At 62.3% G+C, this 25,810-nt stretch carries 27 protein-coding genes and 1 pseudogene; 8 read left to right on the top strand and 20 right to left on the bottom strand.

The features are described from left to right. Nucleotides 1-31: 31 nt before the first annotated feature. The 3 genes from EHH60_RS07195 (at nucleotide 32) to EHH60_RS07185 (ending at nucleotide 2,137) form a co-directional block, all read left to right on the top strand. Nucleotides 32-898, top strand: a complete 867-nt coding sequence (locus tag EHH60_RS07195; RefSeq protein ID WP_124158757.1) for a LysR family transcriptional regulator — start codon at nucleotides 32-34, stop codon at nucleotides 896-898. 77 nt (nucleotides 899-975) lie between these two features. Then, the gene (locus EHH60_RS07190) at nucleotides 976-1,656 is read left to right on the top strand and encodes a site-2 protease family protein (protein WP_124158756.1); all 681 of its coding nucleotides are present in this window, start codon (nucleotides 976-978) and stop codon (nucleotides 1,654-1,656) included. Nucleotides 1,657-1,714: 58 nt separating this feature from the next. Continuing rightward, complete coding sequence (locus EHH60_RS07185; protein ID WP_124159069.1) at nucleotides 1,715-2,137, top strand: hypothetical protein; 423 nt, start codon at nucleotides 1,715-1,717, stop codon at nucleotides 2,135-2,137. Here the strand turns inward: EHH60_RS07185 and EHH60_RS07180 are convergent. From EHH60_RS07180 to EHH60_RS07155, 6 genes are all read right to left on the bottom strand, one after another. Further along, nucleotides 2,125-2,937: an energy transducer TonB family protein gene (locus EHH60_RS07180; protein WP_124158755.1), complete on the bottom strand. Its 813-nt coding sequence runs from the start codon at nucleotides 2,935-2,937 to the stop codon at nucleotides 2,125-2,127. The genes EHH60_RS07185 and EHH60_RS07180 overlap by 13 nt on opposite strands. A 9-nt stretch (nucleotides 2,938-2,946) precedes the next feature. Continuing rightward, entirely contained in the window at nucleotides 2,947-3,405 is a 459-nt protein-coding gene (exbD, locus tag EHH60_RS07175; RefSeq protein WP_124158754.1) for a TonB system transport protein ExbD, read from the bottom strand. A gap of 3 nt (nucleotides 3,406-3,408) precedes the next feature. Beyond that, nucleotides 3,409-4,365 (bottom strand): tonB-system energizer ExbB, encoded by a 957-nt coding sequence (gene exbB / locus EHH60_RS07170; RefSeq protein ID WP_124158753.1) that lies wholly within the window; start codon nucleotides 4,363-4,365, stop codon nucleotides 3,409-3,411. Then, on the bottom strand, nucleotides 4,362-5,051 hold the full coding sequence (locus EHH60_RS07165; protein WP_124158752.1) for a Fe2+-dependent dioxygenase: 690 nt from the start codon (nucleotides 5,049-5,051) through the stop codon (nucleotides 4,362-4,364). Before EHH60_RS07165 ends, exbB begins: the two co-directional genes overlap by 4 nt. Before the next feature lie 2 nt (nucleotides 5,052-5,053). Then, on the bottom strand, nucleotides 5,054-7,453 hold the full coding sequence (locus EHH60_RS07160; RefSeq protein ID WP_124159068.1) for a TonB-dependent receptor: 2,400 nt from the start codon (nucleotides 7,451-7,453) through the stop codon (nucleotides 5,054-5,056). 205 nt (nucleotides 7,454-7,658) lie between these two features. Next, nucleotides 7,659-7,898, bottom strand: coding sequence for a hypothetical protein (locus EHH60_RS07155; RefSeq protein ID WP_028170951.1), 240 nt, complete (start codon nucleotides 7,896-7,898; stop codon nucleotides 7,659-7,661). 376 nt (nucleotides 7,899-8,274) lie between these two features. Between EHH60_RS07155 and EHH60_RS07150 the strand changes: the two genes are divergently transcribed. The 3 genes and pseudogenes from EHH60_RS07150 to EHH60_RS07140 all read left to right on the top strand — a co-directional run bounded on the left by EHH60_RS07150 (nucleotide 8,275) and on the right by EHH60_RS07140 (nucleotide 13,217). Next, nucleotides 8,275-9,441: an efflux RND transporter periplasmic adaptor subunit gene (locus tag EHH60_RS07150; protein ID WP_124158751.1), complete on the top strand. Its 1,167-nt coding sequence runs from the start codon at nucleotides 8,275-8,277 to the stop codon at nucleotides 9,439-9,441. Continuing rightward, nucleotides 9,438-12,584 carry a multidrug efflux RND transporter permease subunit gene (locus EHH60_RS07145; RefSeq protein WP_124158750.1) on the top strand — a complete coding sequence of 1,049 codons (3,147 nt, stop codon included), beginning with the start codon at nucleotides 9,438-9,440 and terminating at the stop codon, nucleotides 12,582-12,584. Before EHH60_RS07150 ends, EHH60_RS07145 begins: the two co-directional genes overlap by 4 nt. Before the next feature lie 64 nt (nucleotides 12,585-12,648). After that, a pseudogene (locus tag EHH60_RS07140) lies at nucleotides 12,649-13,217 on the top strand (invasion associated locus B family protein). 9 nt (nucleotides 13,218-13,226) lie between these two features. On the opposite strand, the gene EHH60_RS07135 reads toward EHH60_RS07140, so the two are convergent. Then, nucleotides 13,227-13,589 carry a DUF1428 domain-containing protein gene (locus tag EHH60_RS07135; protein WP_199751332.1) on the bottom strand — a complete coding sequence of 121 codons (363 nt, stop codon included), beginning with the start codon at nucleotides 13,587-13,589 and terminating at the stop codon, nucleotides 13,227-13,229. 299 nt (nucleotides 13,590-13,888) lie between these two features. On the opposite strand from EHH60_RS07135, the gene EHH60_RS07130 reads away from it, so the two are divergent. Then, the gene (locus EHH60_RS07130; protein ID WP_124158748.1) at nucleotides 13,889-15,664 is read left to right on the top strand and encodes a site-specific integrase; all 1,776 of its coding nucleotides are present in this window, start codon (nucleotides 13,889-13,891) and stop codon (nucleotides 15,662-15,664) included. Nucleotides 15,665-15,667: 3 nt separating this feature from the next. Here EHH60_RS07130 and EHH60_RS07125 read toward each other — a convergent pair whose 3' ends face one another. From EHH60_RS07125 to EHH60_RS07080, 11 genes are all read right to left on the bottom strand, one after another. Next, the gene (locus EHH60_RS07125) at nucleotides 15,668-16,102 is read right to left on the bottom strand and encodes a hypothetical protein (protein WP_124158747.1); all 435 of its coding nucleotides are present in this window, start codon (nucleotides 16,100-16,102) and stop codon (nucleotides 15,668-15,670) included. A 69-nt stretch (nucleotides 16,103-16,171) separates the two neighbouring features. Beyond that, nucleotides 16,172-16,333, bottom strand: coding sequence for a hypothetical protein (locus EHH60_RS37080; protein ID WP_158626721.1), 162 nt, complete (start codon nucleotides 16,331-16,333; stop codon nucleotides 16,172-16,174). A gap of 47 nt (nucleotides 16,334-16,380) precedes the next feature. Then, a complete protein-coding gene (locus tag EHH60_RS07120; protein WP_124158746.1) occupies nucleotides 16,381-16,614 on the bottom strand; it encodes a hypothetical protein in 234 nt (77 codons plus the stop codon). Nucleotides 16,615-16,670: 56 nt separating this feature from the next. Next, nucleotides 16,671-17,168, bottom strand: a complete 498-nt coding sequence (locus EHH60_RS07115) for a hypothetical protein (RefSeq protein WP_124158745.1) — start codon at nucleotides 17,166-17,168, stop codon at nucleotides 16,671-16,673. 132 nt (nucleotides 17,169-17,300) lie between these two features. After that, nucleotides 17,301-17,561: a hypothetical protein gene (locus EHH60_RS07110; protein WP_124158744.1), complete on the bottom strand. Its 261-nt coding sequence runs from the start codon at nucleotides 17,559-17,561 to the stop codon at nucleotides 17,301-17,303. A 1,135-nt stretch (nucleotides 17,562-18,696) separates the two neighbouring features. Then, nucleotides 18,697-19,170 carry a hypothetical protein gene (locus EHH60_RS07105; RefSeq protein WP_124158743.1) on the bottom strand — a complete coding sequence of 158 codons (474 nt, stop codon included), beginning with the start codon at nucleotides 19,168-19,170 and terminating at the stop codon, nucleotides 18,697-18,699. A 145-nt stretch (nucleotides 19,171-19,315) separates the two neighbouring features. Continuing rightward, a complete protein-coding gene (locus EHH60_RS07100) occupies nucleotides 19,316-21,574 on the bottom strand; it encodes a phage tail tape measure protein (RefSeq protein ID WP_124158742.1) in 2,259 nt (752 codons plus the stop codon). After that, the gene (locus EHH60_RS07095; RefSeq protein ID WP_124158741.1) at nucleotides 21,567-21,881 is read right to left on the bottom strand and encodes a gene transfer agent family protein; all 315 of its coding nucleotides are present in this window, start codon (nucleotides 21,879-21,881) and stop codon (nucleotides 21,567-21,569) included. Before EHH60_RS07095 ends, EHH60_RS07100 begins: the two co-directional genes overlap by 8 nt. After that, the gene (locus EHH60_RS07090) at nucleotides 21,874-22,275 is read right to left on the bottom strand and encodes an HK97-gp10 family putative phage morphogenesis protein (protein ID WP_124158740.1); all 402 of its coding nucleotides are present in this window, start codon (nucleotides 22,273-22,275) and stop codon (nucleotides 21,874-21,876) included. Before EHH60_RS07090 ends, EHH60_RS07095 begins: the two co-directional genes overlap by 8 nt. 3 nt (nucleotides 22,276-22,278) lie before the next feature. Next, the gene (locus tag EHH60_RS07085) at nucleotides 22,279-23,904 is read right to left on the bottom strand and encodes a terminase large subunit (RefSeq protein WP_124159067.1); all 1,626 of its coding nucleotides are present in this window, start codon (nucleotides 23,902-23,904) and stop codon (nucleotides 22,279-22,281) included. Further along, complete coding sequence (locus EHH60_RS07080) at nucleotides 23,879-24,184, bottom strand: P27 family phage terminase small subunit (RefSeq protein ID WP_245454427.1); 306 nt, start codon at nucleotides 24,182-24,184, stop codon at nucleotides 23,879-23,881. Before EHH60_RS07080 ends, EHH60_RS07085 begins: the two co-directional genes overlap by 26 nt. Before the next feature lie 119 nt (nucleotides 24,185-24,303). On the opposite strand from EHH60_RS07080, the gene EHH60_RS07075 reads away from it, so the two are divergent. Then, nucleotides 24,304-25,071: a hypothetical protein gene (locus EHH60_RS07075; RefSeq protein WP_124158739.1), complete on the top strand. Its 768-nt coding sequence runs from the start codon at nucleotides 24,304-24,306 to the stop codon at nucleotides 25,069-25,071. 2 nt (nucleotides 25,072-25,073) lie between these two features. Here EHH60_RS07075 and EHH60_RS07070 read toward each other — a convergent pair whose 3' ends face one another. Continuing rightward, on the bottom strand, nucleotides 25,074-25,391 hold the full coding sequence (locus tag EHH60_RS07070) for a phage head closure protein (protein WP_124158738.1): 318 nt from the start codon (nucleotides 25,389-25,391) through the stop codon (nucleotides 25,074-25,076). Beyond that, nucleotides 25,388-25,810 carry a DUF3168 domain-containing protein gene (locus tag EHH60_RS07065; protein WP_124158737.1) on the bottom strand — a complete coding sequence of 141 codons (423 nt, stop codon included), beginning with the start codon at nucleotides 25,808-25,810 and terminating at the stop codon, nucleotides 25,388-25,390. Before EHH60_RS07065 ends, EHH60_RS07070 begins: the two co-directional genes overlap by 4 nt.

The following is a 25,810-nucleotide window of genomic DNA, read 5'->3' as shown; positions in this document are numbered from 1 at the left end:
AATTTCCGTCATGCCAGGATAAGTTTTCGTCATGACCGCGTCCGATCTCGACCCCGACCTTCTGAGGGCCTTCCTCGCCGTTGCCGATCATCGGTCGTTCACGCGCGCGGCCGCGATCCTCAACCGCACCCAATCGGCGGTGAGCGTCCAGATCAGGCGCCTGGAAGAACGGCTGAACGTCAGGCTGTTTCACCGCACGAGGTCGGGCGTGGCGCTCAGCGCGGCCGGTCACGAGCTGCTCGTCTATGCGAGGCGGCTTCTCGACCTCAATGCAGAGGCGGTCGACGCGCTCCGCCCGCGCAAGCACGATGCCATGGTCCGCCTCGGCGTGATGGACGATTACGGCACGATCGTCATTCCGCCATTGCTGGCGTACTTTGCCAAGAGCCGTCCGGAGATCCGCGTCGAGATCGAGACGGGGCTGACGGCGACGATGCCGGCCCGGCTCGGCGAAGACTATGACCTCGTCATCGCCATGCATCCGGAAGGCAGCGGCAATGGCGAGCTGCTGCGACGCGAGCAGGCAGTCTGGGCCGCGGCCGTGTCATATTCAGCCGGGCCGCAACGCCCCACGCTGCCCGTCGCACTCTACCCAACGGGCTGCCTGTTCCGGCAGTGGGCCACTGAGGCGCTCGATGCCGCCGGCCGTCCCTGGCGGCTCGCTTATGTCAGCCGGACGCTTGCAGCGGTGGAAGCGATCGCGGCGCAAGGCCTCGCGATCACGGTCGTGAAGGCGGGCACCCTGCCCCCTCGCCTGCGCGTGCTGTGCGAGCGCTACGGCCTGCCGCCGCTGCCGGCGGCGGACATCCGCCTCCATCGCGCGCGCAACCTGTCGCGTCCGGCGGCCCTGCTGGCGGATCATTTGCACCGGGCAATTTCGGAATTGGGCGCGATATAACGGTAGATCGTAAAGGGTTGTGGCCCTATACGGCCTGCGTTGCAAGGCGCGCGGGCCGAACCGGGACGGATGAGCTGGTGAATATCTCCTTCTATGATCTTTCCGTCTGGGTGCTGCCGCTGGTGCTGGCGATCACCTTTCATGAGGCCGCGCACGCCTTCGTCGCGGACCGGCTCGGGGACAACACGGCCTCGCAGCTCGGCCGCGTGAGCTTCAACCCGCTCAGGCATATCGACCCGTTCGGCACCCTGATACTGCCTGCAATGCTGCTATTCGCGCATTCGCCGTTCCTGTTCGGTTATGCCAAGCCGGTGCCGGTGAACTTCCGGAAGCTGAACAACCCCAGGGTCGACATGGTCTGGGTGGCGCTGGCCGGGCCCGTCACCAACATCCTGCTGGCGCTGGCCGCGGCCCTCGCCTTCCATGCCCTGTCCCTGGTGCCCGCGAGCTCCGCGAAATGGGTTGCGGACAACCTCAAGAATGCGCTGGTGATCAACGCGATCCTCGCCGTGTTCAACATGATGCCGATCCCGCCGCTCGATGGCGGGCGCGTCGCCGTCGGGCTGTTGCCCCGTCCCCTCGCCGTTCCGCTGGCCCGGCTCGAGCCGTTCGGTATGCTGATCCTGATCGGCCTGTTGATCCTGCTGCCGCTTGCGGGTTCGCAGTTCGGTCTAAATCTTGATGTTATTTCAGCAATACTGCGAACGTTGACCGGTTATGTGATTCAGGCTGTTCTCTTCCTGACTGGCAACGTTTAGTTGAACACAGCACTCCCACGCCGAAGGGCCAGAGGCCGACTTGGTCAAAGCTGCCGATATGCTGATCGCGCGACGAGCCGATACCCGCGCTCGCGCCGATTTTGCCACCTGGAACATGATGGCCAAGCTCAATGGCTCGTCCGCACTGCCACCGGAGGCCCAGGAGTTCCTCGCCAGCTACAGGAACCTGCTGACGCAGATGAGCGATAACGAGGCCACGGAAGCCACCATCGGCGCGATCTACAAGTCCTATTATGCCGAGATGGGCGGTGCTGGAACGCCGCCCGACGTCCGCGTCCGTCCGCCCGAAACGGCGGCGGACAATGTTACCGCCTTTCGCCGCCCGGCGCCGAAGCCGAAGAGGGCCGCCTCCTTCGGAGCAGCGGCATTCGCCGGAAGCCAGAAACGGCCGCTCCCGGTGGCGCTGATTTTCGCGTGCCTGGTCGTGGTCTATGTCGGGATCCGGCTCTACTGGCGCTGAGCCGTCTTTTTCTTCTTCGCGTCCGGCGGAGTGAAGATGATGTCGACCGTACGTTCGAACCGGTCCTCGGTCAGTCCGGCAGGCGGCTGCGGGATGGGATCGGACTTGCGGACGATCGACACCGCCGCCGCATCGTAGGCTGCATCCCCCGACGACTCCACGACATCCACCGACAGCACGTTGCCCTTCCGGTTGATGGTGAAGCTCACCTTGACCTTCTGGTTGTTGGGCACCTTCCCGTCCGGATTGACCTTGTGCAGCGCCAGATGCGCGCTGATCTTGCGGTTCCAATCGGCCGTCAGCTTCAGGATGTCCTTGCCGATACCGATCACAGGTGCCAGCGCCTTCTCGGCCTCGCGCACATCCTCCTCGAGCGTCTGCCGTGCCGTCGCAACCGATTTCGGCGACGCTTCGGCGGCCGGAGTCTCGACCGCCTGAATCTTCGGATCGTCTTCCGTTGGTTTCTTCGCGTTGTTCTCGGTCACGACGCGGTCGGGATCCTCGACCTCCTGCGACTGATCCTTTGGAAGCTCCGTCTCCTTGGTCTCGGCCTTCTGCTCCGGAAGCGCCTGCTGTTCCTGCATCGCTTCGCTGTCGGGCCCGGGCGGCAGATCGGTTTCGGGCGCCTTGGGTGATGCCATTTCCACGGCGAACTCCGCACCGTTGGCACCCAGGCCGTCGCCGTCATCATCGGTGCGCAAATGGGCCAGCGCGAGCGCAGCACCACCCAGATGGAGCGCGAGCGCCGCCACTGCCGCCAAGATCCAGAGCCTCCGGGATGGTCTGAGTTCGTCCGACATGACGGGCCTCTAAGGCTGAGCGGCGCCTGGCGCAGGCGCCCCCGGCGCGCCTTCCAGCGCGACCAGCTTCACCCGCGTATAGCCGCCTGAGCGCAGCAGCTCCATCACGCCCATCAACTCTCCATATGGCACCGAGCGATCGGCGCGCAGGAACACATACTTATCCTTGCTCATGTCGGGCAGGCCGTCGAGGGTCCCGATCAACTCTGCCCGGTGAACCGGGCTCTCTCCGATCGCGAGCGTCAGGTCGGGCTTGATGCTCAGATAGGTCGGCTTGTCCGGCTTCTTCTGCGGTGTCGCGCTCGACGTCGGCAGATCGATCGGCAGATCGACGGTGGAAAGCGGGGCCGCGACCATGAAGATGATCAGCAGAACCAGGATGACGTCGATGAACGGCGTGACGTTGATGTCATGCGTTTCCGAGAAATCGTCGTCTTCGCCGTCGTTGTCTGCTAGCGAAACACCCATGGTTCACTCCGCTGCGCGCGAATGCACGCTGCCGTGGCTGCGGTCGAGATCACGCGAGAGCAGCCGCCCCGCCGCGCCCGAGGCGCGGCTGACGAGCTCGAGATAGCCCTTCGTCACGCGCGAAAAATGGTTGTAGATGATGACGGCAGGTATGGCGGCGACGAGGCCGATCGCGGTGGCGAGCAGCGCTTCGGCGATGCCGGGCGCGACCACGGCGAGGTTCGTGGTCTGCGACTTCGAGATTCCGATGAAGCTGTTCATGATGCCCCAGACCGTGCCGAACAGGCCGACGAAGGGCGAGGTCGAGCCGATGGTCGCGAGCACGCCCATGCCGATCCGGATGCGCCGCTGTTCCGCGCGCACGATCTCGGAAAAGCTCGAGGCCGCGCGCTCCTTGATGCCGGCATCGCTGGACAGGCCGGCCGACATCCGCGCCTCACGCAGCGCCGCCGCCAGGAAGGACGGCAGGATGCCCTGCTTGGTGCCGAGGGCCATCTGCGCCTCGGCGAGGGAGCGCGCCTCCGCAATCTTCTTCAAGGCCGAACGAAGCTTGCTGGAAGCAATCGACAGTTCGATCGACTTGGCGATGAAGACGGTCCAGGTCATCAGCGATGCGAAGGCCAGCCCGATCATCACCGCTTTCACGATGACGTCCGCTGACATGAACATCACCCAGGGCGACAATTCCTTCATGGAAGGCGCGACGGCGGCCGCATCGGGCTTTGCGGTCGTCGAGGCAGTGGCCGCAGGGGACGCCGTGGGAGCGGCTGGCGTCGAAGCCGAAGGCGCTGGGGCACTGGGCACGGTGGCTGCCGGCGCAGGACCGGCCGGCGGGGCCTGCTGAACCGCTTGCGCCGGGGCAGGCGCGCTCTGCGTCTGGGCGGAAACAGGAGACGCGAGCCAGGCGGCCGCCAGCAAGGCGGCAACGGCAAAGCTTGCTTGGAAGGTCATGGTCTTCATACTTCGGCCCAGTAGCGAATGAGGTTGTGATAGATACCCGTCAATTTGACCGTTTCGGGATCGTCACGCCCGAGCCGTTCCACCAGCGCCTGTATCGCGGTGTCGAGGTCAAAGATCATGCTCCGAGCTTGATCGTCCCGTATCATGCTCTGAAGCCAGAAGAAAGACGCAACCCGCGTTCCCCTGGTCACGGGGGTGACCAGATGGAGGCTGGTAGAGGGATAGAGCACGCAGTCCCCGGCTGGCAACTTGACCTCGTGCGAACCGTAGGTGTCCTCGATCACGAGTTCGCCACCGTCGTACTCCTCCGGTTCGGCGAGGAACAGCGTGACCGACAGGTCGGTGCGGATGCGAAGGCCGGTCAGGCGATCGCCGCGGATCGCATTGTCGACGTGCAGTCCGAAATGATGACCGCTGCTCGCCGCATAGCGGTTGAACAGCGGCGGAAAGATCTGCAGCGGGATCGCCGCGGCGATAAATCGAGGGTTCGAAGTCAGCGCCGAGATGATGCGGTTACCGAGCTTGCGCGCGACCTCGCTGTCCGGCGGCAATTGCTCGTTGCGCTTGACCATCGCCGACTGCGCGCCGGCGGTGGAGCGACCGTCCTCCCAGTCGCTCACGTCCATGATGCGGCGGAAATCCGCCACATCATCCTTGCTGAGAACGCCTGGCAGGCACGTCAACATGGTCAGAACTTCGCCGTTGTCACGACATAGAATGCCCGTCCCGGCGCGACCGCCACGAACGGAACGTTGCTGCGATAGAACGAGTCGTAATAGAGCTTGTTGGTCAGGTTCTGCGCGTAGAATTTCATGGTCCAGTTCTGGTCGATCTTCTTCTCGACGAACGCGTCGAAACGCCAATAGCTCGGCAGCTCGTTGGTGTTGGCCGCGAACGTGCCGCCATAGACCTTGGAGCGATACACCGCCTGGCCGCCGAGCTCCCAACCGTCATCGAACTTGTACTTGGTCAGCATGCTGAACGATTGGTGAGCGATGTTCGCAAGCTGCAGCCCGATATTCGAGGCGACGCCGCTCTGTGTGACCTTCGACTGCATCAGCACCAGGCCACCGAAGATGCTCCAGCGGTCGGTGATCTTGCCTTCCGCTTCGATGTCGATGCCCTGGATCCTGTAGGCAGCACCCGATGTGAGCAGGTTGTTGACGGTCTCGCGCGCGTTGTCCTTGGTGGTCTGGAACAGCGCACCGGTCACCAGCAGGTGGCGATCCGCAAGCTCCCATTTGGTGCCGAGCTCGATCGCCTTGTTGCGCTCGGGCCCGAGCAGGATGGTCGAGTTCGGGGGAACGCCGCCGTATTCGGTGCCGGTCGCGTCCAGCTCCGACCCGAACGGATTGGCCGACGTCGCATAGGCGGCATAGACGCTGCCGATCGACATCGGCTTGTAGACCACACCGACGTTGTAGTTCACGAGATCGGAGTTCTGCTTCACATAGTTCGGACTATTGTTCGAGGCGCTCTGGCTATAGCCGTCGTAGCGCACGCCGCCGTTGACGATGATGGTGTCCTGCCAGTTCGCGGTATCCATCACATACACGCTGCTGGTGTTGACGCCATACCGCGTCGGGTTTCCAAGCAGTGACGGCGTGCCGAAGGGAATGTTGGTGTATTGCGGGGAGTAGAGATTGACCCCCGTCACGGCACCGTTGCTCGTGAAAGCCGAGCCGGACAGTTCTGACGCGAGACCTGCATAGCGGTCGATCGAGATGTTCTCGTTCGAATATTCGACGCCGAACACCGCAGTGTGCTTGACCCCGCCGGTGTCGAGCTTGAACGTGGCCTCGTTCTGGTTGGCCCATACGTCGACGTTCTGGTAGCGGCTCTGCGCGCTCGCCGTCGTGGTCCAGAGCAACGGATTGGGACTGGTCGTGTTCGGGTTCTGCGGCAGCGTGCCGATGTAGTTGAGCAGCGAATGCTCGCCGCGCACCTTGCTTGTCAGGGTAATGGCCTCGTTGACCTTGTACTCGATGATGCCGGTGCCGAAATCCTGCCGCGCGGTCTGGAAATCGCGGTTGAGGAAGCCGTACCAATTGCCACGCGGAATGCCCGCCGAGGTCACCGGCACGTTGCCCTGCTTATAATAGGGCACGCCGAAATCCGGATAGCCGCTGAGATCGGTATGGACGTAGTTGGTCGTGATCTTGATGTCGTTGGTCGGGGTATACTTGGTCGAAATGAAGCTGCCCCAGCGATTGTCGGTGACGTAGTTGCGTCCGGCAACGTTGGCGTCCTGGAAAAGACCACCGGTGCGCACCGAGAAGGTCGGATCGATGACCTGGTTCACGTCGAGTGTGACGCGCTTGGTCATATCGGTACCGAACTCGCTATCCATCCGCTTGAAATTGACGTCGCCGGCCTGCTTGGTGACGATGTTGATGGCGCCGCCGGCGGTGCCGCGACCGGCATAGGAGGATGCCGGGCCGCGCAGAATTTCGATCTGCTCGGTGAAGAAGTTCTCGCGGATGGAAACGGCGGGATCACGGATGCCGTCGATGAAGACGTCGTTGCGCGCGTCGAAGCCGCGGATGAAAAAGCGGTCGCCGAACGCGTTGCCGCCCTCGCCCGAGCCGAGCGTCACGCCCGCCGTCGAGCGTCCGATTTCCTTCAGCGTCGTGGCGTTCTTGTCCTCGAGCACTTCCTTGCTGAGCACCGTGATGGACTTCGGCGTGTTCAGCATCTTCTCGGGAAACTTGCCCGAGGCCTGCACGTGATCGACCTTGTAGGGCGCCGCCGGGTCGGCATAGGGATTGCCGTCGGGGGCGCCGGACGGCGTGGTGGGAGCCGTCTGCTGCGCCTGCTGGCGTTGCGCGGCGCGGCGCAGCGCATTGCGGGCGCGCACCTGCTCAGGCGAAGGCTTCGAGGCCGCCGGACGCGGCCGCTCGACCGGAGCATCGACCGTCACCGGCGGCAGGTTCGACTGCTGCGCTTGGGCGCCGCCCGACACCGACGCCACCGCGATCAAGCTCGCGACCGCCGAAACCTTTTTGCCGTATACGCCCGTGGACCTCTCATCCAACGGATCGAATGCTGCGACCGAACGCAACGACTTCGGTGCGACCACCTGCCCCATTACCAAACGCCCCATCTTCCTGTTCGCTCATTCACTTCGACGAACGATGGCTGTTGGTATCGGCCACAAAATAGCGGGTCAATGCGAGCCGCTCGCGAGAACCCTTGAATCAATCCAGATCAAAACGATTCTAAACTGCAGCTTGAAATCGTTCTAAGATGATACTGGACTCGTTCTAAACACGACGCAGATAGACCACTCGCTCTCAGTCGCTGCTCGGCGGCTTCATCAGGGAGAACAATTCGTCGACGGTCTTCTGCGCGACGGCGCGCACGCGATCGGTGTTGTCCATGCCGGCGATGTTCACGCCCTTCACGACGGCTTTGATCTCGTCGCGAAAGTCGGTGAGGAAGCGCAAGGGATCGCGCTGCTCGTTGGCGACACGCGCGATCAATCCCGTGATCAGAATCTGACACGCGATCAGCTTGCCGTTCAGCTCGTCCATCCTGCGCTCCATTCATGGCGCCGCCGATATGAACGATGCCGAAATCCCTGACAACCGAAACGGCCTCCACGAGATTTAGAACCGTTCTCGTGACTGAACGAACCAAGACTCCGCGGCGCCATTCGGCCTGAACACACCACTATCGGTGCCGCGCAAGCGGGGGCGCGCCCGATCGGTCGCGGCCGAAAAAATGCAGCGCTGCACAGCGCCGCGCCAGAGCACTGCCCAAGGGGTGCAAAGCTTTCCAATTGTTTAGGTTTCTGGACCGATAGTGCTGTTTACACTGGAACTTGGCGTGTATTATACAAGCGCGCTGGAACCGTATGATTGCCCCATAATTCGTAAGCGTAGGGCACAAAAGCCGATACGAGACGATATGAAAAAGTCCCGGCCGATCCTCTGGATTTTGATCGTCGCGGCCGTGGCCTCCGCAGGTTACTATGGATGGCAGAGATTCGGCTCGGCCGGACAGACCCGGATAGCCCAGAAAGCGTCGCCGCGCCCGTCCGCTGTTCCTGTCAGCGTCGCGCCGGTCCAGAAGACCGACTTCCCGGTCTACCTGACCGGTCTCGGCACGGTTCAGGGCTTCAACACCGTCCAGGTCCGCAGCCGGGTCGACGGCCAGATCATCAGGCTCGAGTTCAAGGAGGGCCAGATCGTCCAGCAGGGCGACCTTCTGGTCTCGATCGATCCCCGGCCCTATCAAGCCGCGCTTGACCAGGCCAAGGCCAAGAAGGCGCAGGACGAGGCAAACCTCGCCAACGCCAATCTAGAGCTCCAGCGCGCCGTGAAGCTCGGCGAATTCGCAACAACACAGCGGGTGGATACCCAGCGCTCCACCGTCGCGCAGCTCACCGCCCAGATCGCCGCCGACGAAGCTGCGATCGCCAACGCCCAGACCCAGCTCGACTACACGCAGATCAAGGCACCGATCACCGGTGTCGCCGGACTCCGCCAGGTCGACATCGGCAACATCGTCAACGCCTCGACCCAGACGGGCATCGTCATGATCTCGCAGGTCGAACCGATCGCCGTGATCTTCACCGCTCCGGAAGACCAGCTCCCCTATATCACCGAGGGCCAGAAGGCCGGCGCGCTGAAGGTGATCGCCTTCACGACCGACGGCAAGAAGACGCTGGCCGAGGGCAAGCTCGCGGTCATTAACAACCAGGTCGACACGACCAGCGGGACGATCCGTCTCAAGGCAGTGTTCGACAACAAGGACCACGCGCTGTGGCCGGGCCGGTCGGTTTCGACGCGGCTCCTGGTGCGGACACTGAAGGACGCGACCGTTGTTCCTGATGACGCGGTCCAGCATTCCACCAACGGCCTCTACGCCTATACGGTCAATCAGGACAACAAGGCCGAGGTTCACAAGGTCAAGGTCAGCTATGGCATCGATGGACGTTCGGTCATCGAGGAAGGCTTGAGCCCGGGCCAGCAGGTGATCGTCGGCGGCCAGTTCAAGGTCCAGCCCGGAAGCCTCGTGTCGACGGCAGTGGCAAGCTCCGATCCGGCCCAGAGCAAGGTGCGACAGGAATGACCGAAGGGGGGATTTCGGCACCTTTCATCCGTTATCCCATCGGCACCTCGCTGCTGATGGCGGGGATCCTCTTCGTCGGTCTCGTCGCCTATCCGCTGCTTCCAGTTGCGCCGCTGCCGCAGGTGGACTTTCCGACCATCCAGATCACCGCCAACCTGCCCGGCGGCAGCCCCGAGACGATGGCCTCCTCGGTGGCGCAGCCGCTGGAGCGGCAGTTCGCCCAGATCCCCGGCATCGCGCAGATGACCTCGACGAGCTATCTGGGCACGGCGTCGATCACCATCCAGTTCGACCTCAATCGCAACATCGATGGCGCCGCGAATGACGTCCAGGGCGCCATCAACGCTGCCAGCGGCCAGTTGCCAAAAAACCTGCCCTCGCCTCCGACCTACCGCAAGGTCAACCCGGCCGACGCGCCGATCCTGCTATTGTCGGCGACATCAGAGACGCTGCCGCTGACCAGCGTCAGCGACGCGGTCGACGCCCAGCTCGCCCAGCAGATCAGCCAGCTGTCGGGTGTCGCCCAGGTCTTCATCGGCGGCCAGCAGAAGCCCTCGATCCGCATTCAGGTGGACCCGGCGAAGCTCGTCGCCAAGGGTCTGTCGCTGGAGGACGTGCGCAGCCAGATCGCGATCACCACGGTCGACAGCCCCAAGGGCAATATCGACGGCGAAAAACGCGCCTACACGATCTACGCCAACGACCAACTCACCCAGTCGAAGGACTGGAACGACGTCATCATCGCCTATCGCAACGGCGGTCCGTTGCGGATTCGGGACATCGGCCGAGCGGTCAGCGCCGCTGAAGACGCCAAGCAGGCGGCCTGGGCCAATGGCAAACGCGGCGTCTTCCTGGTGATCTTCAAGCAGCCCGGCGCCAACGTCATCGAGACCGTGGACCGGATCAAGGCGACCCTGCCGCGCCTCGTGGCAGCGATCCCGCCCGCGATCAAGATCGAGCTCATCAGCGACAGGACCACCACCATCCGCGCCGCGGTCGAGGACGTCCAGTTCACGCTGCTGCTGACCATCGGCCTCGTGGTCATGGTGATCTTCATTTTCCTGCGCAGCTTCTGGGCGACGGTCATTCCCACCGTCACGGTTCCGCTGGCGCTGCTGGGCGCGTGTGCCCTGATGTGGCCGGTCGGCTATTCGCTCGACAATCTGTCGCTGATGGCACTCACCATCGCGGTCGGTTTCGTGGTCGACGACGCCATCGTGATGCTCGAGAACATCACCCGCTACATCGAGGAAGGCGACTCGCCGATGGAGGCCGCCTTCAAGGGCTCCAAGGAAATCGGCTTCACCATCGTCTCGATCAGCATCTCTTTGGTCGCGGTGCTGATCCCGCTGCTCCTGATGGGCGGCATCATCGGGCGCCTGTTCCGCGAATTCGCCGTGGTGCTGGCGATGACCATCTTCGTTTCGATGTTCGTGTCGCTCACCCTGACGCCGATGATGGCCTCGCGCTTCCTGCGCGCCCATGGCGAGGTGCAGCACGGCCGCTTCTATCAATGGAGCGAGCGCGCTTTCGACGCGATGCTGCGCGGCTACGAATATGTGCTCGATCACGCCCTCGCCTGGCGGCGCACCACGCTTACGATTTTCTTCGTCACGCTCGGACTGTCGATCTACCTGTTCGTCCTGATCCCGAAGGGCTTCTTCCCGCAGCAGGACGTCGGTCTGATCACCGCCACCTCGGAAGCCTCGCAGGACATTTCGTTCAAGGAGATGACCCGGCGCCAGGAGGAGCTCGGCAAGATCATCATGGCCGATCCCGACGTTGCCAGCGTTGCCATGTCGATCGGCGGCAGCGGCCGCGCCGGCAACAACGGCAACCTGTTCATCACGCTGAAACCTCGCGATCAGCGCGAGGCCTCAGCTCAGAAGATCATCGCGCGGCTGCGTCCGCAGTTCGACAAGGTCGAGGGCGCCCGGCTTTACATGCAGGCGGCCCAGGACGTGCGGCTCGGCGGCCGGCCGACGCGCACGCAGTTCGAATTCACGCTGCAGGACGCCAATCTTGACGAGCTCAACGAATGGGCGCCCAAGATCCTCGCCAAAATGCAGACCCTGCCGGAGCTGCGCGACGTCGCGACCGACCAGCAGACTCAGGGCACAACGGTGCAGCTCAAGATCAACCGCGACACCGCCGCCCGCTACGGAATCCAGCCGCAGTTGATCGACGACACGCTCTATGACGCCTTCGGACAGCGGCAGGTCACGCAGTATTTCACCCAGCTCAACACCTACAAGGTCATTCTCGAAATCCTGCCGGAGATGCAGGGCAATCTCGACAGCTTGAACAAGCTCTATCTGAAGTCGCCGTTGACCGGCGACCAGGTGCCGCTGTCGACCTTCGCAATCTGGACCACCGACCCGGTCCGCCCGCTCTCGATCAGCCATCAAGGCCAGTTCCCATCGATCACGATCAGCTTCAACCTGGCGCAAGGCGTGGCGCTCGGCCAGGCTACGGAAGCCGTGCAGCGGGCAATGGCCGAGCTCGGGGCGCCGCCGACGCTGAACTCCAGCTTCCAGGGCACCGCGCAGGCCTTCCAGCAGTCGCTCGGCACCGTGCCGCTCTTGATCCTCGCCGCCCTCGTCGTGGTCTACCTGATCCTCGGCATTCTCTACGAGAGCTACATCCACCCGATCACGATCCTGTCGACGCTGCCCTCGGCCGGCGTCGGCGCGCTCGCGATCCTGATGGCGGCGGGTTTCGACTTCAGCCTGATCGCGCTGATCGGCATCATCCTGCTGATCGGCATCGTGAAGAAGAACGGCATCATGATGGTCGATTTCGCGATCGCCGCCGAGCGCGACGAGCACAAGACGCCGGAGGAATCGATCCGCCAGGCCGCGTTGTTGCGTTTCCGCCCGATCATGATGACGACGATGGCCGCGCTTCTGGGCGGTGTGCCCTTGATGCTCGGTCACGGCACCGGCGCCGAGATCCGTCAGCCGCTCGGCTACGCCATGGTCGGCGGCCTGATCGTCAGCCAGGCGCTGACGCTGTTCACCACGCCGGTGGTTTATCTCTATCTCGACAAGCTCAACAACTGGTTCGCCACCTGGGGCCGTTCGGGCGACGGCGAAGGCGACGAGGCCCCCGAGCACCGCAGCGTCAAGGAAGCCGCCGAGTAAGCTTGCGCTGCGGCTTCAGCGACGCTACAGCGAGCCGCCCGTTTCACGCCAGCGCAGTTTCGCCATGCTCATGCAATCCAGACTTGTCGCCCTTGCCGCAGCTGTCTTGTTGTCAATTGGCGCTGCGCATGCCCAGCAAGGCGCCAAGAGGAACACCGCGCCCCCTGCCCCGGCCACACAGCTAGCGCCTGCCCCGACGCAATCACAGGCGGACGGCACTCCCGGGCAGTCCGGCTGGATCGTCCGCTGCACCAGCGCCGGCCGCGATGCGCCGCTCGAATGCGCGATGGAGCAGAACGCGGTGCTGACCAAGACCGGCCAGACCGTCCTCCTGATCAACATCCGCATCGCGCCCGACACCCGCACGCCGGTGGCGCTGCTGCAGTTGCCGCTTGGCCTGAACCTTCCCATCGGTGCCAAGCTCCAGGTCGACGAAGGCAGGACGGTCGATCTCCAGATCCAGACCTGCGAGAACCGCGGCTGCTACGCCTCGACCCGGTCACGCCGGACCTGCTCGCCGCCTTGCGGTCGGGCAAGCAGCTGAAGGTCTCCTTCCAGAACATGGCCAAGGAGACGATCGCGATCCCGATACCGCTGGGCGATTTCGCTTCCGCCTACGACAAGATCAAGTAATGGAATTCGTCAGCTCGCGATGTCGCTCGCCCGCAGCAACGTCGTGAAGCCGCCGTAGATCATGCGCTTGCCATCGAACGGCATGCCTTCCATTTTCAGCCGGGGATCCGCCATCACCTTCTTGTTGATGGCATCGCGGCTCTCCCGGTCGCGGTAGACGATCCAGGCGAACACCACGACCTCGTCCTCCTTCGCCATCACTGCGCGCGGAAACGAGGTGAGCTCGCCATAGGGAACATCGTCGCCGATGCATTCGACATAATCGAGCGCGCCGTGCTCCATCCAGATGGCGCAGGCGGTCGCCGCCATCGCCTTGTAGGCCTCGATCTTGTCCTTCGGCACGGCGAGAACGAAACCATCGACATAGGGCATCAGGGATCTCCTTGGGTTGCACGGCCCAAGGACGATACTGCGCGTGGAGATCCGACCCGGAAATGCGAAATGCGAGATGAGGCAAAGCGTCGCGAGCGGCGACGCGGCCGATCAACGTGTCGTCCTGCTTGGGGGACCTGGAACTTCATCTTGGAAAGTGCCGGGAGCTGGCTGGGGAACCTGGACCCTCAGGACTCCCAGCAAAAATTCAACGATTTCAACAAAGCCATGATTCAAAACAGCTTTTCACGCTGAGTGGTTACGAGTAGTGGTTACGAATCACGGTTACGAGGACTCGAATGTCGATCGCCACGAACATCCAAAAGCGTCCTGGTCGCACGTCCTACTACGTCCGCGTTGGCGTGCCCCTGAAGCTCCAGCCGGTCCTCAAGCGCAAAGAGATTTGGCAGTCGCTAAAGACGAGCGACCCCCGGTTGGCGCGCGACAGGGCGGCACCCGTGATCGCTTCATTCCGTGCGCGCTTCGCAGACATGGAGCAGCGCCGGGAGCCCTCCCCCGCCGATCTCCAAGCCGCCGTTTGGTCGCATTACGAGACCGAGCTGGACCTGGATGGCCGGGCGCGCGCGGCGCTGCCGACCGATGCGACGATCCAGGAAGCAAAGGACAAGCTCGCGAGCGATATCGAGGCGGGCCGCGTGCCCTGGTCTTCCGACCCCATGGTGCAACTCAACGCCACCATCGACCTGATCGTCATGAAGGATGCGGCGAAGCTGGACCGCGACCGGCGTGCTATCCAACTTGCCGAGCTACGGAAGCACCTCGCGACCGGCGAGACGGCCCTGATCCAATGGAAGGCCGATGATGTGATCCAGAGCGAGCGGCTGCTGATCGCCAAGGGCTCGCCCGCCTATCGTGATCTTTGCCAACGGTTGCAGCGCGCACAGATCCAGGTCTTGGAGCGCGCGGCCGAACGCGATGCCGGCAACTGGGCCGGCGTCCCGTCCGATCCGATCGTCGTGCCGGCCGATCTCACGCAGGGCAAGCGGGTTGCCGCGCCGGGCGAAACGTTGATGGAGCTTTACGACAAGTTCAAAACTGAGCGGATCGGAGACGCGCGGCCGGACACCTGGGATCAGAACCGCAAGATTGTGAAGCTCTTTGCCGAGTTCGTCGGCGAGGCCTCCCACGTCTCGGTGATCACGCGCAAAGCTGTTCGCAACTGGAAACAAGAGCTGGCGCGCTGGCCGGTAAAGGCGGCGGACAGCAAGGCATTCGAGGGCATGTCGTTTCGCAAGGTGATCGAGGCTAACGAGACGGTCAAAAAGCCGACGATCAGCCAGAAGTCGATCAACAAATATCTCGCGGCGCTCGGCAGCTTCGCGCGATGGCTACTGCAAAACGAATACATCGACGACGACGTGATGAGCGGAATGTATCTGTCGATCGACAAGCGCCGCAAGAACCGATTCCCGTTCACCGCCGATCAGCTCAAGACGATCTTCAATTCACCTCTGTTCGCCACATGCCTGGGCGATGGTGCTGAGCACAAGGCGGGCAATGCGGCGATCAGGGATTGGCGCTACTGGATTCCGCTGATCGCGATCTATTCGGGCGCACGCCTTGGGGAGCTGTGCCAATTGTTGACGTCCGACATTTATGAACTTCATGGCACTTGGGTCTTTCACATCAGCGATTTAGGCGATGATGAGAAGTCAACGAAGACGGAGGGTTCAAAGCGCGTGGTGCCGGTGCACTCCAAGCTAATCGAGCTGGGCTTCATCGATTATCACGCCAGCTTGGCAGCGCGTGGTGAGCAGCGATTGTTTCCAGAAGCGGAGCGCGACAAGCGCGGCTATTTCGGCGAGGCCTCGAAATTCTTCAATGGCTACTTCAAAGCCGTCGGTGTGAAGGTGGACAGGCGCGTCAACTTCCATAGCTTCCGACACAACGTCGCGGACGCCTTTCGCGCCGCCGGTTACCTGGATGAGCAGCATGGCGTTCTGTTGGGGCACACGAAGGCGAGCACGACCGGACGCTATGGCGTGCTGCCGGAAGGGCCGCTGCGGGATCGCACAGCGATGATCGAGGCGATAAGCTATGCGATGATGGCGTGAATCTCAGCGATCAAGCCGACGCTTGATGTCGCTTCTAAACTCCTGATTCGAATTGAACTCGTTCACAAATTGACCCAACGCTTTGATGCCACCGCGCTGGGCTTCGCAATTGTCTCGGTCATAGTGCTCGGGTTGGCATGAATAGGCAGTGTCTTGCCGCGCGGACCCGTGGTCGTTCGACCCCCACGGCATAATGAACAAACCTCCGATGGACGCCAGAGCGGCGGCGCCTATCAATGCCCCTGCTACCTCCACGGCCGTCTTTTCTCTCTTGTAAATGACCAGAGCTACAAGGCCGATTGCGACACCAAAAAAGATCGTAGTGAGGAAATAGCCGCTGACCACAGCAAGAACGGGAATGCCGAAAACGAACACAACGAAAGGCCAGATAGTCGGCTCGGGTTCGCCGGGCGGCAATCCACGCCACTTTTGCTTCATCGTTGCCCCTCCATATAAAATCCCCGCGCAATCTAAGCGAGATGAACGATCTTGAGCAAGCGACCAGGATCAGCCCTTGTGCGCGAGGACCCTGTAGCCTTTCCGCTCCATGCAGACCGAGATTATGTCGTTGGTCCACATGGTCGTGGCGTTCGCCGCGATCTTCTCGTTGGTGCAGGCAGAGAGGTCGTTGTTGTAGCGGTTCTGGTCGACGCCGGTCATATCGACCACAGGCGGCTCCACGTAGGGCGTGCGGGCCGCGCAGCCGGCGAGAAGCCCTATCCCTTCGGAGTCAGGATCGTGTAACCGCGCTGCTCCATGCAGTCGGTGATCATACGGGCGTCACCGACGAAGCCGTGGGCTCGCTTTGCCTCAATGCACTCGTGCTGGTCTTTGGCGAGCTGTTCAGGCTTCCTGCCGTAGGAATCGACCACTGGAGGCTCGTAGCGGCCGTAGCCCTCAGAGCAGGCGCTGAGAAACAGCGCGGTCAACAGTATAGAAATCTGTCGCATGAAAAATCCCCCGCGCAATCTAAGCGCGAGGGACGATTTTGGGCAAGGGCTGGAGATCAGTTGCTGCGGAACAATTCCACCGTTTGTTTGAGCGTTTCCGATAGGTCCGACGCAGTCGCGGCACGCAATGGCTTGGTCGTCTTGGCATTGAAGCTTGCGGTCGATACCGACGACGCCGTTACTCCTCCGGCGAATTCGAGATCAGCGAGGAACTCGAACATCTGCTCATCAGAGAGAAGCATTGATCGCTGCGCTTTGTCCCCAATCACCTCGTCGCCCGCGATCTCAGCGCGGATAAGGTCGACGCAAAAGATGTAACCGCTGCTCGAGTGCTTAACCTCGACATAAGCCTTCACGTCGTCATCGTGGGTGTCCAAATAAGTTAGCCGCGCCATCGATCGCTTCCGTAGGCCTCGGACACGTTCGGCGAAGCGCACGGCGTCGTCGCTTTCGATCATTACTTTGCATTCTTGGTCCCATACTTTTAGACCGATGGCGACGACGCGCTCCGCGGCATTAACAATGGTGACCTCGGGAAGCACTACGGTAGGCATCTCATTACTCTCCATGTCATCAGTCGGAATGGTCCCCTGAGAAGAAACCAGCCGGCGGGGTGCGCCGGCTGGTATCGAACATGGAGGAGCGAACGGTCCCGACTGTGAGTGCCTTTCGCGTTGAGCCTGTAGTCAGGGCGATATGGGATCTCGCGGATTTTTTAGTGCGACAGATTGTCCACCTTCGAGCGCATCAATGATCAGGTCGCCGCGGATCTCCAGGGGCCAAATGTCACCAATCATGCCGAGGACAAGCTTGATCTCGTTTTCGCGCCATTCGCGGGCGGCTCGGCTGCCCTCGCTGAAGGGATTGCGGCGGTCGATCTCAGTCAGCGCTACGATGAGATCGTTGTAGGTGGAGGTCGGAATGAACGTTCCCAGGTCGGCGGTCATTTGTCAGCCTTATGTGGTGATGCACGGGAATCGAGATGCGCGATTTGCGAGTCGCCGGCAAGATGGCCGCCTTCTGAAATTCAGAAAATTAAGTAACTGCTGATATTCCGGATCGAGGCGGGACAGCGACTTAGCGCGGCAAGATTTATTTCTGCATCAGCCTCCCCTTACCAACCTTCAGATCGCCAGCTCCTACTGCCGACTGAGCTTCGTTGAGGCACTTTCTCCGGTAACGCCCGGATGTGTCGCTAAAGCAACATTTTCTGAAAGTTAGCACATAGCAGGCAAAAGCTGCCCAAATAACGGGCAAGTGCATGTTCGTAACCCAACGAGTGCCTGGATTGCGCGTTGCGTCGTGAAGGCGCCCGGGTGTTTGATGATTGCGGTGTGATGCACGCTGATTCGTCAGCGAGCGCTGCACTGAGGGGACAGGAAACCGGCCGCTGGCAACGGATAAATCCGGTCCCTGGCCCCTCTGGAGCGCACCCGCGCGGTGACGGTTCGTCAGGCAACTGATCGGACCGTCACCAGCGGATGAGTCGAGACAACGGTAGTCCTACCGAAAACTTTGTAAAGGGCACGACCGCCACACCAGATCAGAAGTTGTCACTGCTCGCGCCTCCTGGGGCCGGCGACGCGCCGGCCTCCTGGGGCCGGCGACGCGCCCCCTCTGTCAGGCCGGTGGCCCATGGTGAGCCGCCGGAGGCGGCGGAGCATGGCCGGAGGCAGTCCCGTCAAGACCGGAAGGTTCTCCTAGCCGGAAGCGTCCCATCTCCGGAGATAAGTTCAAGAGCCGGCCGCAGGCCGGCGGGGGCTCGGGGGCGGCAGCCCCCGGGAGCGAAGCGACCGAGCGGAGCGAGGGAGACCGCGAGTTTCGCTGTCACGCTTCCTAAGAATAGGGGAGCTAACGCTCCCCACTATCCTAAACAACCAAAATACTAACCACTTCTAGCAAGCGTGACAGGTCGAGTTTTCGAAAACCCCTTGTTTTATAGGGTTTGTGAAAACAGGGTGGAACAGAACGCTTTGAATCTGTTCCACCCTCCCTAAAATTGCGTTCCACCCTGCCGTTGCAAGCCCTTCAAGTCACTGCGCTTTTCTACGAGCGTTACGGCCGAAATTCCGAAATTGCAGGCTAGATCGAGTGCCACGGCCCGCCTTCAGCTTCGAGGTCAGCAACGATTTGGCGCAACTGCCACGCCTTCTTTCGAGTGAAGCCGTCGCCAAGATGCCGTGCGAGATTGGCGTCGGACATGGGGCCGTGCCGCGCAATGATGATCCGAGAGAGAAAGCGGAAGCTCGCAAGCTCCCCCACACGATGCCGGAATTGCTCGAGCTGTTTGTTGCCGCGCGGCTTGTCTGTCGCTTTGCGAAGTGTGCTCGCAAGCTTGGCGATACTCGTTTCGCGCGGTCGCGCGCGGTGCCGCCGCTGCCGGTTGCGCGCACGCCGCTTTTTCTTCTCCGCATCGTGCTCGCGGATCATAGCGGCGTAGTCGGGAATGAAGGTCCTGACGACTTCGTGGATGGGCGCGTTCGTCGCGTTCAAACTTTCTTTGAAATCGACTGCGAGAACCTGAGGTGAAGTGCTATAATTAGATCGTTCAGACATGGGCCTTGGAACCTTCGGTCTGGACCGTCCGGTCAGTGGTGACTCCGACTAACTGGACACTCCTTTGAAAACCCTCGCTCGCCGGCGGGGGTTTTCGTTTTTCGGGTGCTCTATAGCGTTTGCGAACGGACCTTCGCCGGGTTTGTCAGCGCAGCACGCCGCCGGGCCGCATTTGGGTCCGTAGCTCCTGGGCGATCATGGTGCGAACGTGATGCTCCAGCGACCGAGCGATGTTCTCCCCGGTGCGCTGGTGGTCCTGGTCCGACATGCCGGGGGTGCCCTGCACGGTGACCGAGATGGATGGCGCGATCACGTTCGACGGGGCGATCATCGGTGCCCCGCTGCTCCCGGCGTTGCCGACCAGCCCGCCATCGGCGAATCTGGGAATGCGGTCGCCGTTGATGGCTTCCAGCACGGCGCGGTGCTTCGCCACAGCGGAGGCGCGCACCACGAATTCGCCGTTGCTGAGCCGCGCCGGGATGCTGTCGGACGTTCCGGTCCCTGGTCCGCTGATGTAGCCGCCGTCCGCCTTGGCGACCGGCGCGCCGCCGCCGACCAGTCCGCCGTCGGCAAAGCCAAGGCCGCCGGATAGGGTCCGCATGATCGGCTGCACGATCAGCATTTTGATCATGGCCTCTTCCAGCGCGCGGACGATCGACCTTGCCATATCGGCAAAGCCCGCCGACACGCTCTTGGTGCCGTCTAGAATGTCCGCGAGGCCGGTCGTCAGACTGCTGCTCATGGTGCTGCCGATCGACCGCATGGCCTCATTGGTCCGCATGGCCGACGCCTCAACAGAGTTCAGGGCCGCTCCCACCTCCGGATAGAGGCCCCTCAGCTGTTCGGCAATCTGCACGTCCTGGGGATCTAGCAAAGCCGTCTGCCCGCCGCGCCGGATCGACTGAGCGACGGTCGCCTTTTCGATCGCCTCGGTGGCCTTGCCGTAAGCGTCGGTGACTTCCTCGATCCGCGCGCGCTGTTCCTTCGTGACGACGTTCTCGCCCAGGCCAGCCGCTGCGTTCGCTTGTTTCGCCACGGTCTCAAGCTGTGCCGCTACCTTGGCGCGCTCGCGTGCGGCGGTAGACAGGTCGAGAGCGGCTGCCTCTGCCTGCAACGCTGCGATGCGCTTTTCGATGCCGTCGGCGGCTGAGCCGAGCTTGTCGACGGTGCTACCGGTGCTGATCTTGGTCGGCGCCGGGCCGGTGCCGCGCGTCTGGCTGGGCGCGGTCGGGCCAGACTGATCCTGACCGGCTGTCAGTGCCGCAATTTCCTTTTGCAGCCGGTCGCGATGGGCCTCCAGGTCCGCCGTCGTGCCGGCGTAAACCTGCCCGATGCCGGGGATCGACAAAGGCGGAAGATTGACGCTGCCAAAGAGACCGCTACCGGTCCCGTTCAATCGGGCCTGAACCTGGGCCAGCGCGTCCCGCTTGGCCTCCAGGTCAGTCGAGCTGGCAGGCATGCCGGGGATGCGCGGGAGCTTGTTAGACAGCTCTACGGCCTTGGCGATGTAGCCGATCACGTCGGCCCAGGCGCTCTTGATATCCATCATGACGCTGGCGAGGTCATCCCAGGACGGCTTCAGCGCCGTCGAGAGCCGTTGGTGCGCAAGCTTGAGCTGGTCGTCGACTTCCTTTGCGCGCTCAACCAAGGCGTTGCTGAAGATGCCGTCTGAATTGGCGTTGGCCTCTTTGATTGTCGCCAGCATGCTTTCTGCGGACGTCTTGCCCTGCCGCATGCGGTCGACGATCTGGGCACCGAACATGCGTTCGCCAAGATCCAGGCTGGCGGCATGCTGCCCGATCTTGTCGAGCTGGATCATGGCCGCGAGCACTGCCTTGATCTTGTCCTCCTGGGTCTGAGCATCCCGGAACAGGACCAAACCGTGAAGTTGTTGGCCGGCATCCTTCGCGAGCGTCTCATTGTAGACGCGCAAGGCCTTCTCAACGGCGGTGATCTTTTCCTCGCCGACGCTCCATTCGCCGATGTCGATCGGCGAGCGGTCCTTAGTCGCCTGGAAGGCCTGGTCCAGGGCAGATTCGAGCTCGCCGGCCTCAACCTTGAGCTTGCGTGCTTCGCTGGAAAACGCCTGCAAGAATGCGGGCGAGACGCCAAGGCTTTGGGCCTTGTCGGCGATATCGATCATCTGTTGCATCTGCTCGCAGGCGCCGCTGATCGCCGCCGTCATGAGCTTGTAGGCGCCAACCGCGAGCGCGACCTTGCCGGCGAGATCAACGGCGCCGCGCGCCATCGTCGCAAAGATCGCGTCTTTGGCGAGATCCTTATTCATGTCGAGGAACTGCTTCGCAATCTGGCGCGTGGCGTTGGCGGTGAGCGACGACGTTTGCCGCAGCTGTTCCTTCAACTGGTCGAGGTTGAGCCTAACTGGGATCGTGAGACTAGCCATTGTCAGCACCCACAAACAGCGCGGACAGAACGGCGCTCGCAAGCATGACGTTTGGCGCCAGAGGCTTCCCGCGCACATGCGCATCGAGCAGCGGGTCAACGTCGCGCTCGGGCATGCCCCCGCCGATCAAACCTAGTTCGATCAGGCGCTCAATTTCCTCTGCGCTGTAGGTGCCCGCTTCCAACCGCGCCATCTGGGCAGCGGGCGCCGGGCCTCGATAGCTCATGACGCGCCGGACCCAGGGATGCCCCAGGTCGAATTTATTGGTGCCGCCGGCCCAGGTGATCTCGCGGGAAGTGTCAGTCATTTAGAACCTCGTTTACAGCTTCGTCGATCGCCTGCTGCATGTCGTCGCGCATGGCGTTGTAGGTGGAGTAGAAGAATGAGCGCGCGGGCTGGTGGCTTGTCCCGAATTCAAAGCCGAGCGCGTAGTCATAGGGCTCGCCGCTGCCCTCGCGGACTTCCTTCGTCGTCATGTCACCGCCGGCCTGCACTAGGTATTCAAGTTCGCTCTCGCCCTGGGCCACGGTGCAGGACGCTTCGAGCGCGCCGGTCTCGGGCGATTGCTCAAGTGATCGCAACGCGGCGCGCTGTGCATCGGAAAGGCGGAAGGCCTGCTCGCGCAGAACGTCGCCCAATTGCTCGGTGATCTTGTCCCGCAACGCCTCAAGGTATGCGTCGAGATCGTCGTTATCGGCCATGCGTCACCACGAAAGAAGTTCAACAGCGTTGGGGAGATCGTAAAGCGAGCGCGTGCTTTCGCCGGCCGCCGCGCGCGACACGGCCATCCAAGTCGCCGCCGCGCCGTCAATGCGATCGGTCGACTTGCTCTTGTGAATGATCCGGTTGTCGTTCGCGTCCTTGTGGATTGCGACATTGGCGAAGTTCCACCGCAACACGGGATGGCCCCCATGGCGGAAGTTGCCGCTGATGATCGCGCGCTCCAGCACGTTGAGGGCCGGCGATTGCGTCACCCAGCCTTGGCGAATAGTGACGACCGGGTAACCTTCGTCGACCAGGGGAGCCATGACGCCTTGGGCGAACGCCACGTCAAAGCCGATCTCCTGGACCTGGAAACGCTCCGCCAGTGATCGGATGTAGTCCGCGACGGCGGCGTTATCGATGACGTTGCCGGGTGTAGCTGTAATGAAGCCATCCTTGGCCCATGAGGCGTAGTTCACCCCGTCCAGGTCGCCCCGCTTGCGAATATCGGCCTCAGGGCAAAAGAAGTGCGGCAACACGGTGTAAGTGTCGCCATCCCGGAAGCAGGCAACCACGGACGAAAGGTCGGTCGTCTTGCTCATGTCGACGCCAATCCAGCACGGCGCCCCGCGCAAGGCCTCGTAGTCGATCGGCGCGGCGCCCTTGTCATAGGTCGCCATGTCCACAAAGGGCGATGTCGAATGGTCGAGCCAGACGTTCAGCTTGTATTGCAACAGGCTATCGCGCTCGGTCGGGCTATCCTTTGCGCGCGTGACGTGGTCCCGGTAGCCTTTGACGGACGGATAACCATGGACACTACCGGGATTGACGCGGCGCCATGCGTCCTCGCTGGCATAGTCTACGTCGGCCGGCGACTCAAAGAGCACCGGCAGGCAGGTCGGGTCGATGATTTCGCCGCGCGCAATCTTCCGCGCGCGCTCTATCACTTCATGAGCGATGTTGTCCTGCCCACGACCAGCCGTCGTCGCGACCACAAGCAATTTGTTGTCGGTCTTGTCGAGGCCATTGGTGAGCACCTTCCAGAGGTCCGCACCGCGCCAGACGTGGAGTTCGTCCGCCAGCACAAATGCAGGCGTCCGGCCTTCCTTACTCGGTGCGTCCGCTGAGATGACTTCCAATTCGGTCCCGTCGCGGGGATAGGCGATCTTTTTCGCACTGTTGAAGGCGTCATAGACCTTGGTCACCGGGACCAAATGCTTGGGATCGGCCTTTACAATGCTGCTCGCCTCCTTGAAGGCGATGCCAGCCTGCCCACGATCGCACGCCGCGAAAATGACCTCGCCCCCCGAAACACGCTCAGGGCCGATGGTGTGCAACAGCGCCAGTGCAGCGGACAGGCTGGTCTTGCGGTTGCCGCGCGGGACCAGGATCACAACGGTTGAGACGATCCGGTTGCCGGCGTCGTCGCGCGGCCCGTAGATCGCGCGCACGATACGTTCCTGCCACGGGTCGAGCTGGAATTGCTTCCGGGGCAACGTCGACTTGGGATGCTTCAGGCGCCGGAGGAATTCGACCGCGCGCTCGCCATAGCCGAACGGGTCGGTAATGGGCGAATCGTCGAAAATCCAGTGCGGATAGGTATCAGACGATGTTGAAGGGGTTTTCATCATCATCCTGGTCGTCATTTTCCCGCACGGCCGGCCGGGAACGGGACACGGGCGTCAAGCCAAGTTCGGCCGCGAGCTGGCGGGCCGTGACCATCGCCTTGTCTTGCATTCGACAAAGCTTGGGATCGATGCCGGCGCGTAGGAGGATCTCCAGCTCGCGGATGCGGCCGATCGCGATACAGTAGCTCTCCAGGCAGCCAAGATCAGCCGGCGTGAGGATTCGGCGCTTGGCGAGCTCTGGCATCACGCGGCGCCATTCGGCTTTGGCGTGCTTGCTCAACCAAGATGGCGGCTTGGTCGAGGCGTCGAGCGCGTTGCCGGCAGCGGCAAGGTCGGGTTTTCGGCCCCTCATGCGGCCCACCTCTCGACAAGAATCGAATCGCGCGGCAGGTTGCCGGAATGAATGGAAGCAACCTTCCCGGTCTGCCCACGATTGTGACGTTGATGTTGACGGCGGTCCTCGCCACATGGCTCGGCATTAGCGGAGCACTGATCTCCGACGCCAAGGCTCAGGGGCTCTTGAACGTCCTCAAAGATTGGCAAACACTCATCGGTGTAATAGGCGCAGCGCTGATTGGCTGGATGGCCGTTGCGCCGGTCTGGCGACAAGTCCGTATCATGGGTGCTCAAGCGGCTTCCCAACTCCAGCCGATACTTCTGGCCGACCTGGATGCGATCGATGCCGATATTGCCTTTATCGGAGAAATCAGGGCGATCGAAAGCGGTCTTGGTAAGCTGTCGGCGGCAATCGATTTCTGGGAAAAAGGCGATATCGCCTTGGTGGATGTTCTCGCCCAGGAACTGACCTCGTTTCAGGCCGCAATCGATCGCCTCGGAGCGGCACAGTGGGGACGATTTTGCGACCGCCTGAGATTGACCCGCACTCAGCGAACCGAGCGTGAGGAGCTGCGGCAAACCGTCGTGATAATCCGAGACCGGTCGCAGAACCTCAAGTCTAGACAACGGGGACCTTCCGACGAATCGAGAATGCAATTTCTTGATCGAATTGCTCCTAGTTTTGTGAAGAGCGTTCATGAATTCATTGAGGTTACCCGTCGCACGATGAGCGGTGCTCTGTTGCAGCATGAAATTCGATTGCTCGCCGAGCGTCGACGCTTGCTCGCCAAAGGCGAGGAAATTGACCGCGCGTTGGAACTCCTGCACTGAAGTCACGACCCGACCCGCTCGCACGTAACATCCATCCCGACGCGCCGGCCGATCTCGGTTAAGCCGGTGATCTCGAATTGCTGCCCCTCATAGAGAAGCCGATCATTGAGGCTGAGGCCGGCGAAGTAATACATCCGGATGGTCAGCACGGCGTCGGTCGTGTGCCCGCGCGCGCCCTCGCGATCGTCGGTGGCGTTCTTGAGCAGTTGCGCCCGCATGGTGGTAAGCGTGGTCCAGGTCTCTATGGGCGTGCCGTAGAGGTCCAGGCCAGTGGTCCGGCGCTGGATTTCAATGATGCGATCGAGGTTGCCGGCCCTCATGCCGCCCTCGGTTTTACGATCGCCGCGGCGGTGACGATGCCGTGGCTATAGGAGCCGTGGGGGTCGCGTAGATAGCGGGTCTGGGTGGCCTGCATGTCGTGCACAGTGAAGCCGTCGATTTGCAGCACGCCTTCTGCCTGGGCATCGATCCGCAGCGCTGCGACGATGGCGGACACGGCTTCCTTGCACTGGACCAAACCCGGCTCAGCGAACCAGACGTGCAGCGTGGCATGCGTCGTCGCATCCCAGCGCCGGAAGATGGTCTGCCCTTCGCCGATATAGACGGCTGGCATGATCTCCGGCCGGCCATTGGCGTCCAGGATGTGCTCAGCTTGGACCAGCGCCATCAGCTCCGGGCTCGCGATCAGGCGCTGCCGGATGGCCTTTTGGAGGGTGAGAGATGGGTCGGAAACGGCCAT

It is taken from the genome of Bradyrhizobium sp. RP6, from assembly GCF_003837805.1.
Taxonomy (GTDB): Bacteria; Pseudomonadota; Alphaproteobacteria; order Rhizobiales; family Xanthobacteraceae; genus Bradyrhizobium.
Note: the sequence above shows the minus strand (reverse complement) of the source record. Positions and strands in the feature narration are given on the sequence as shown.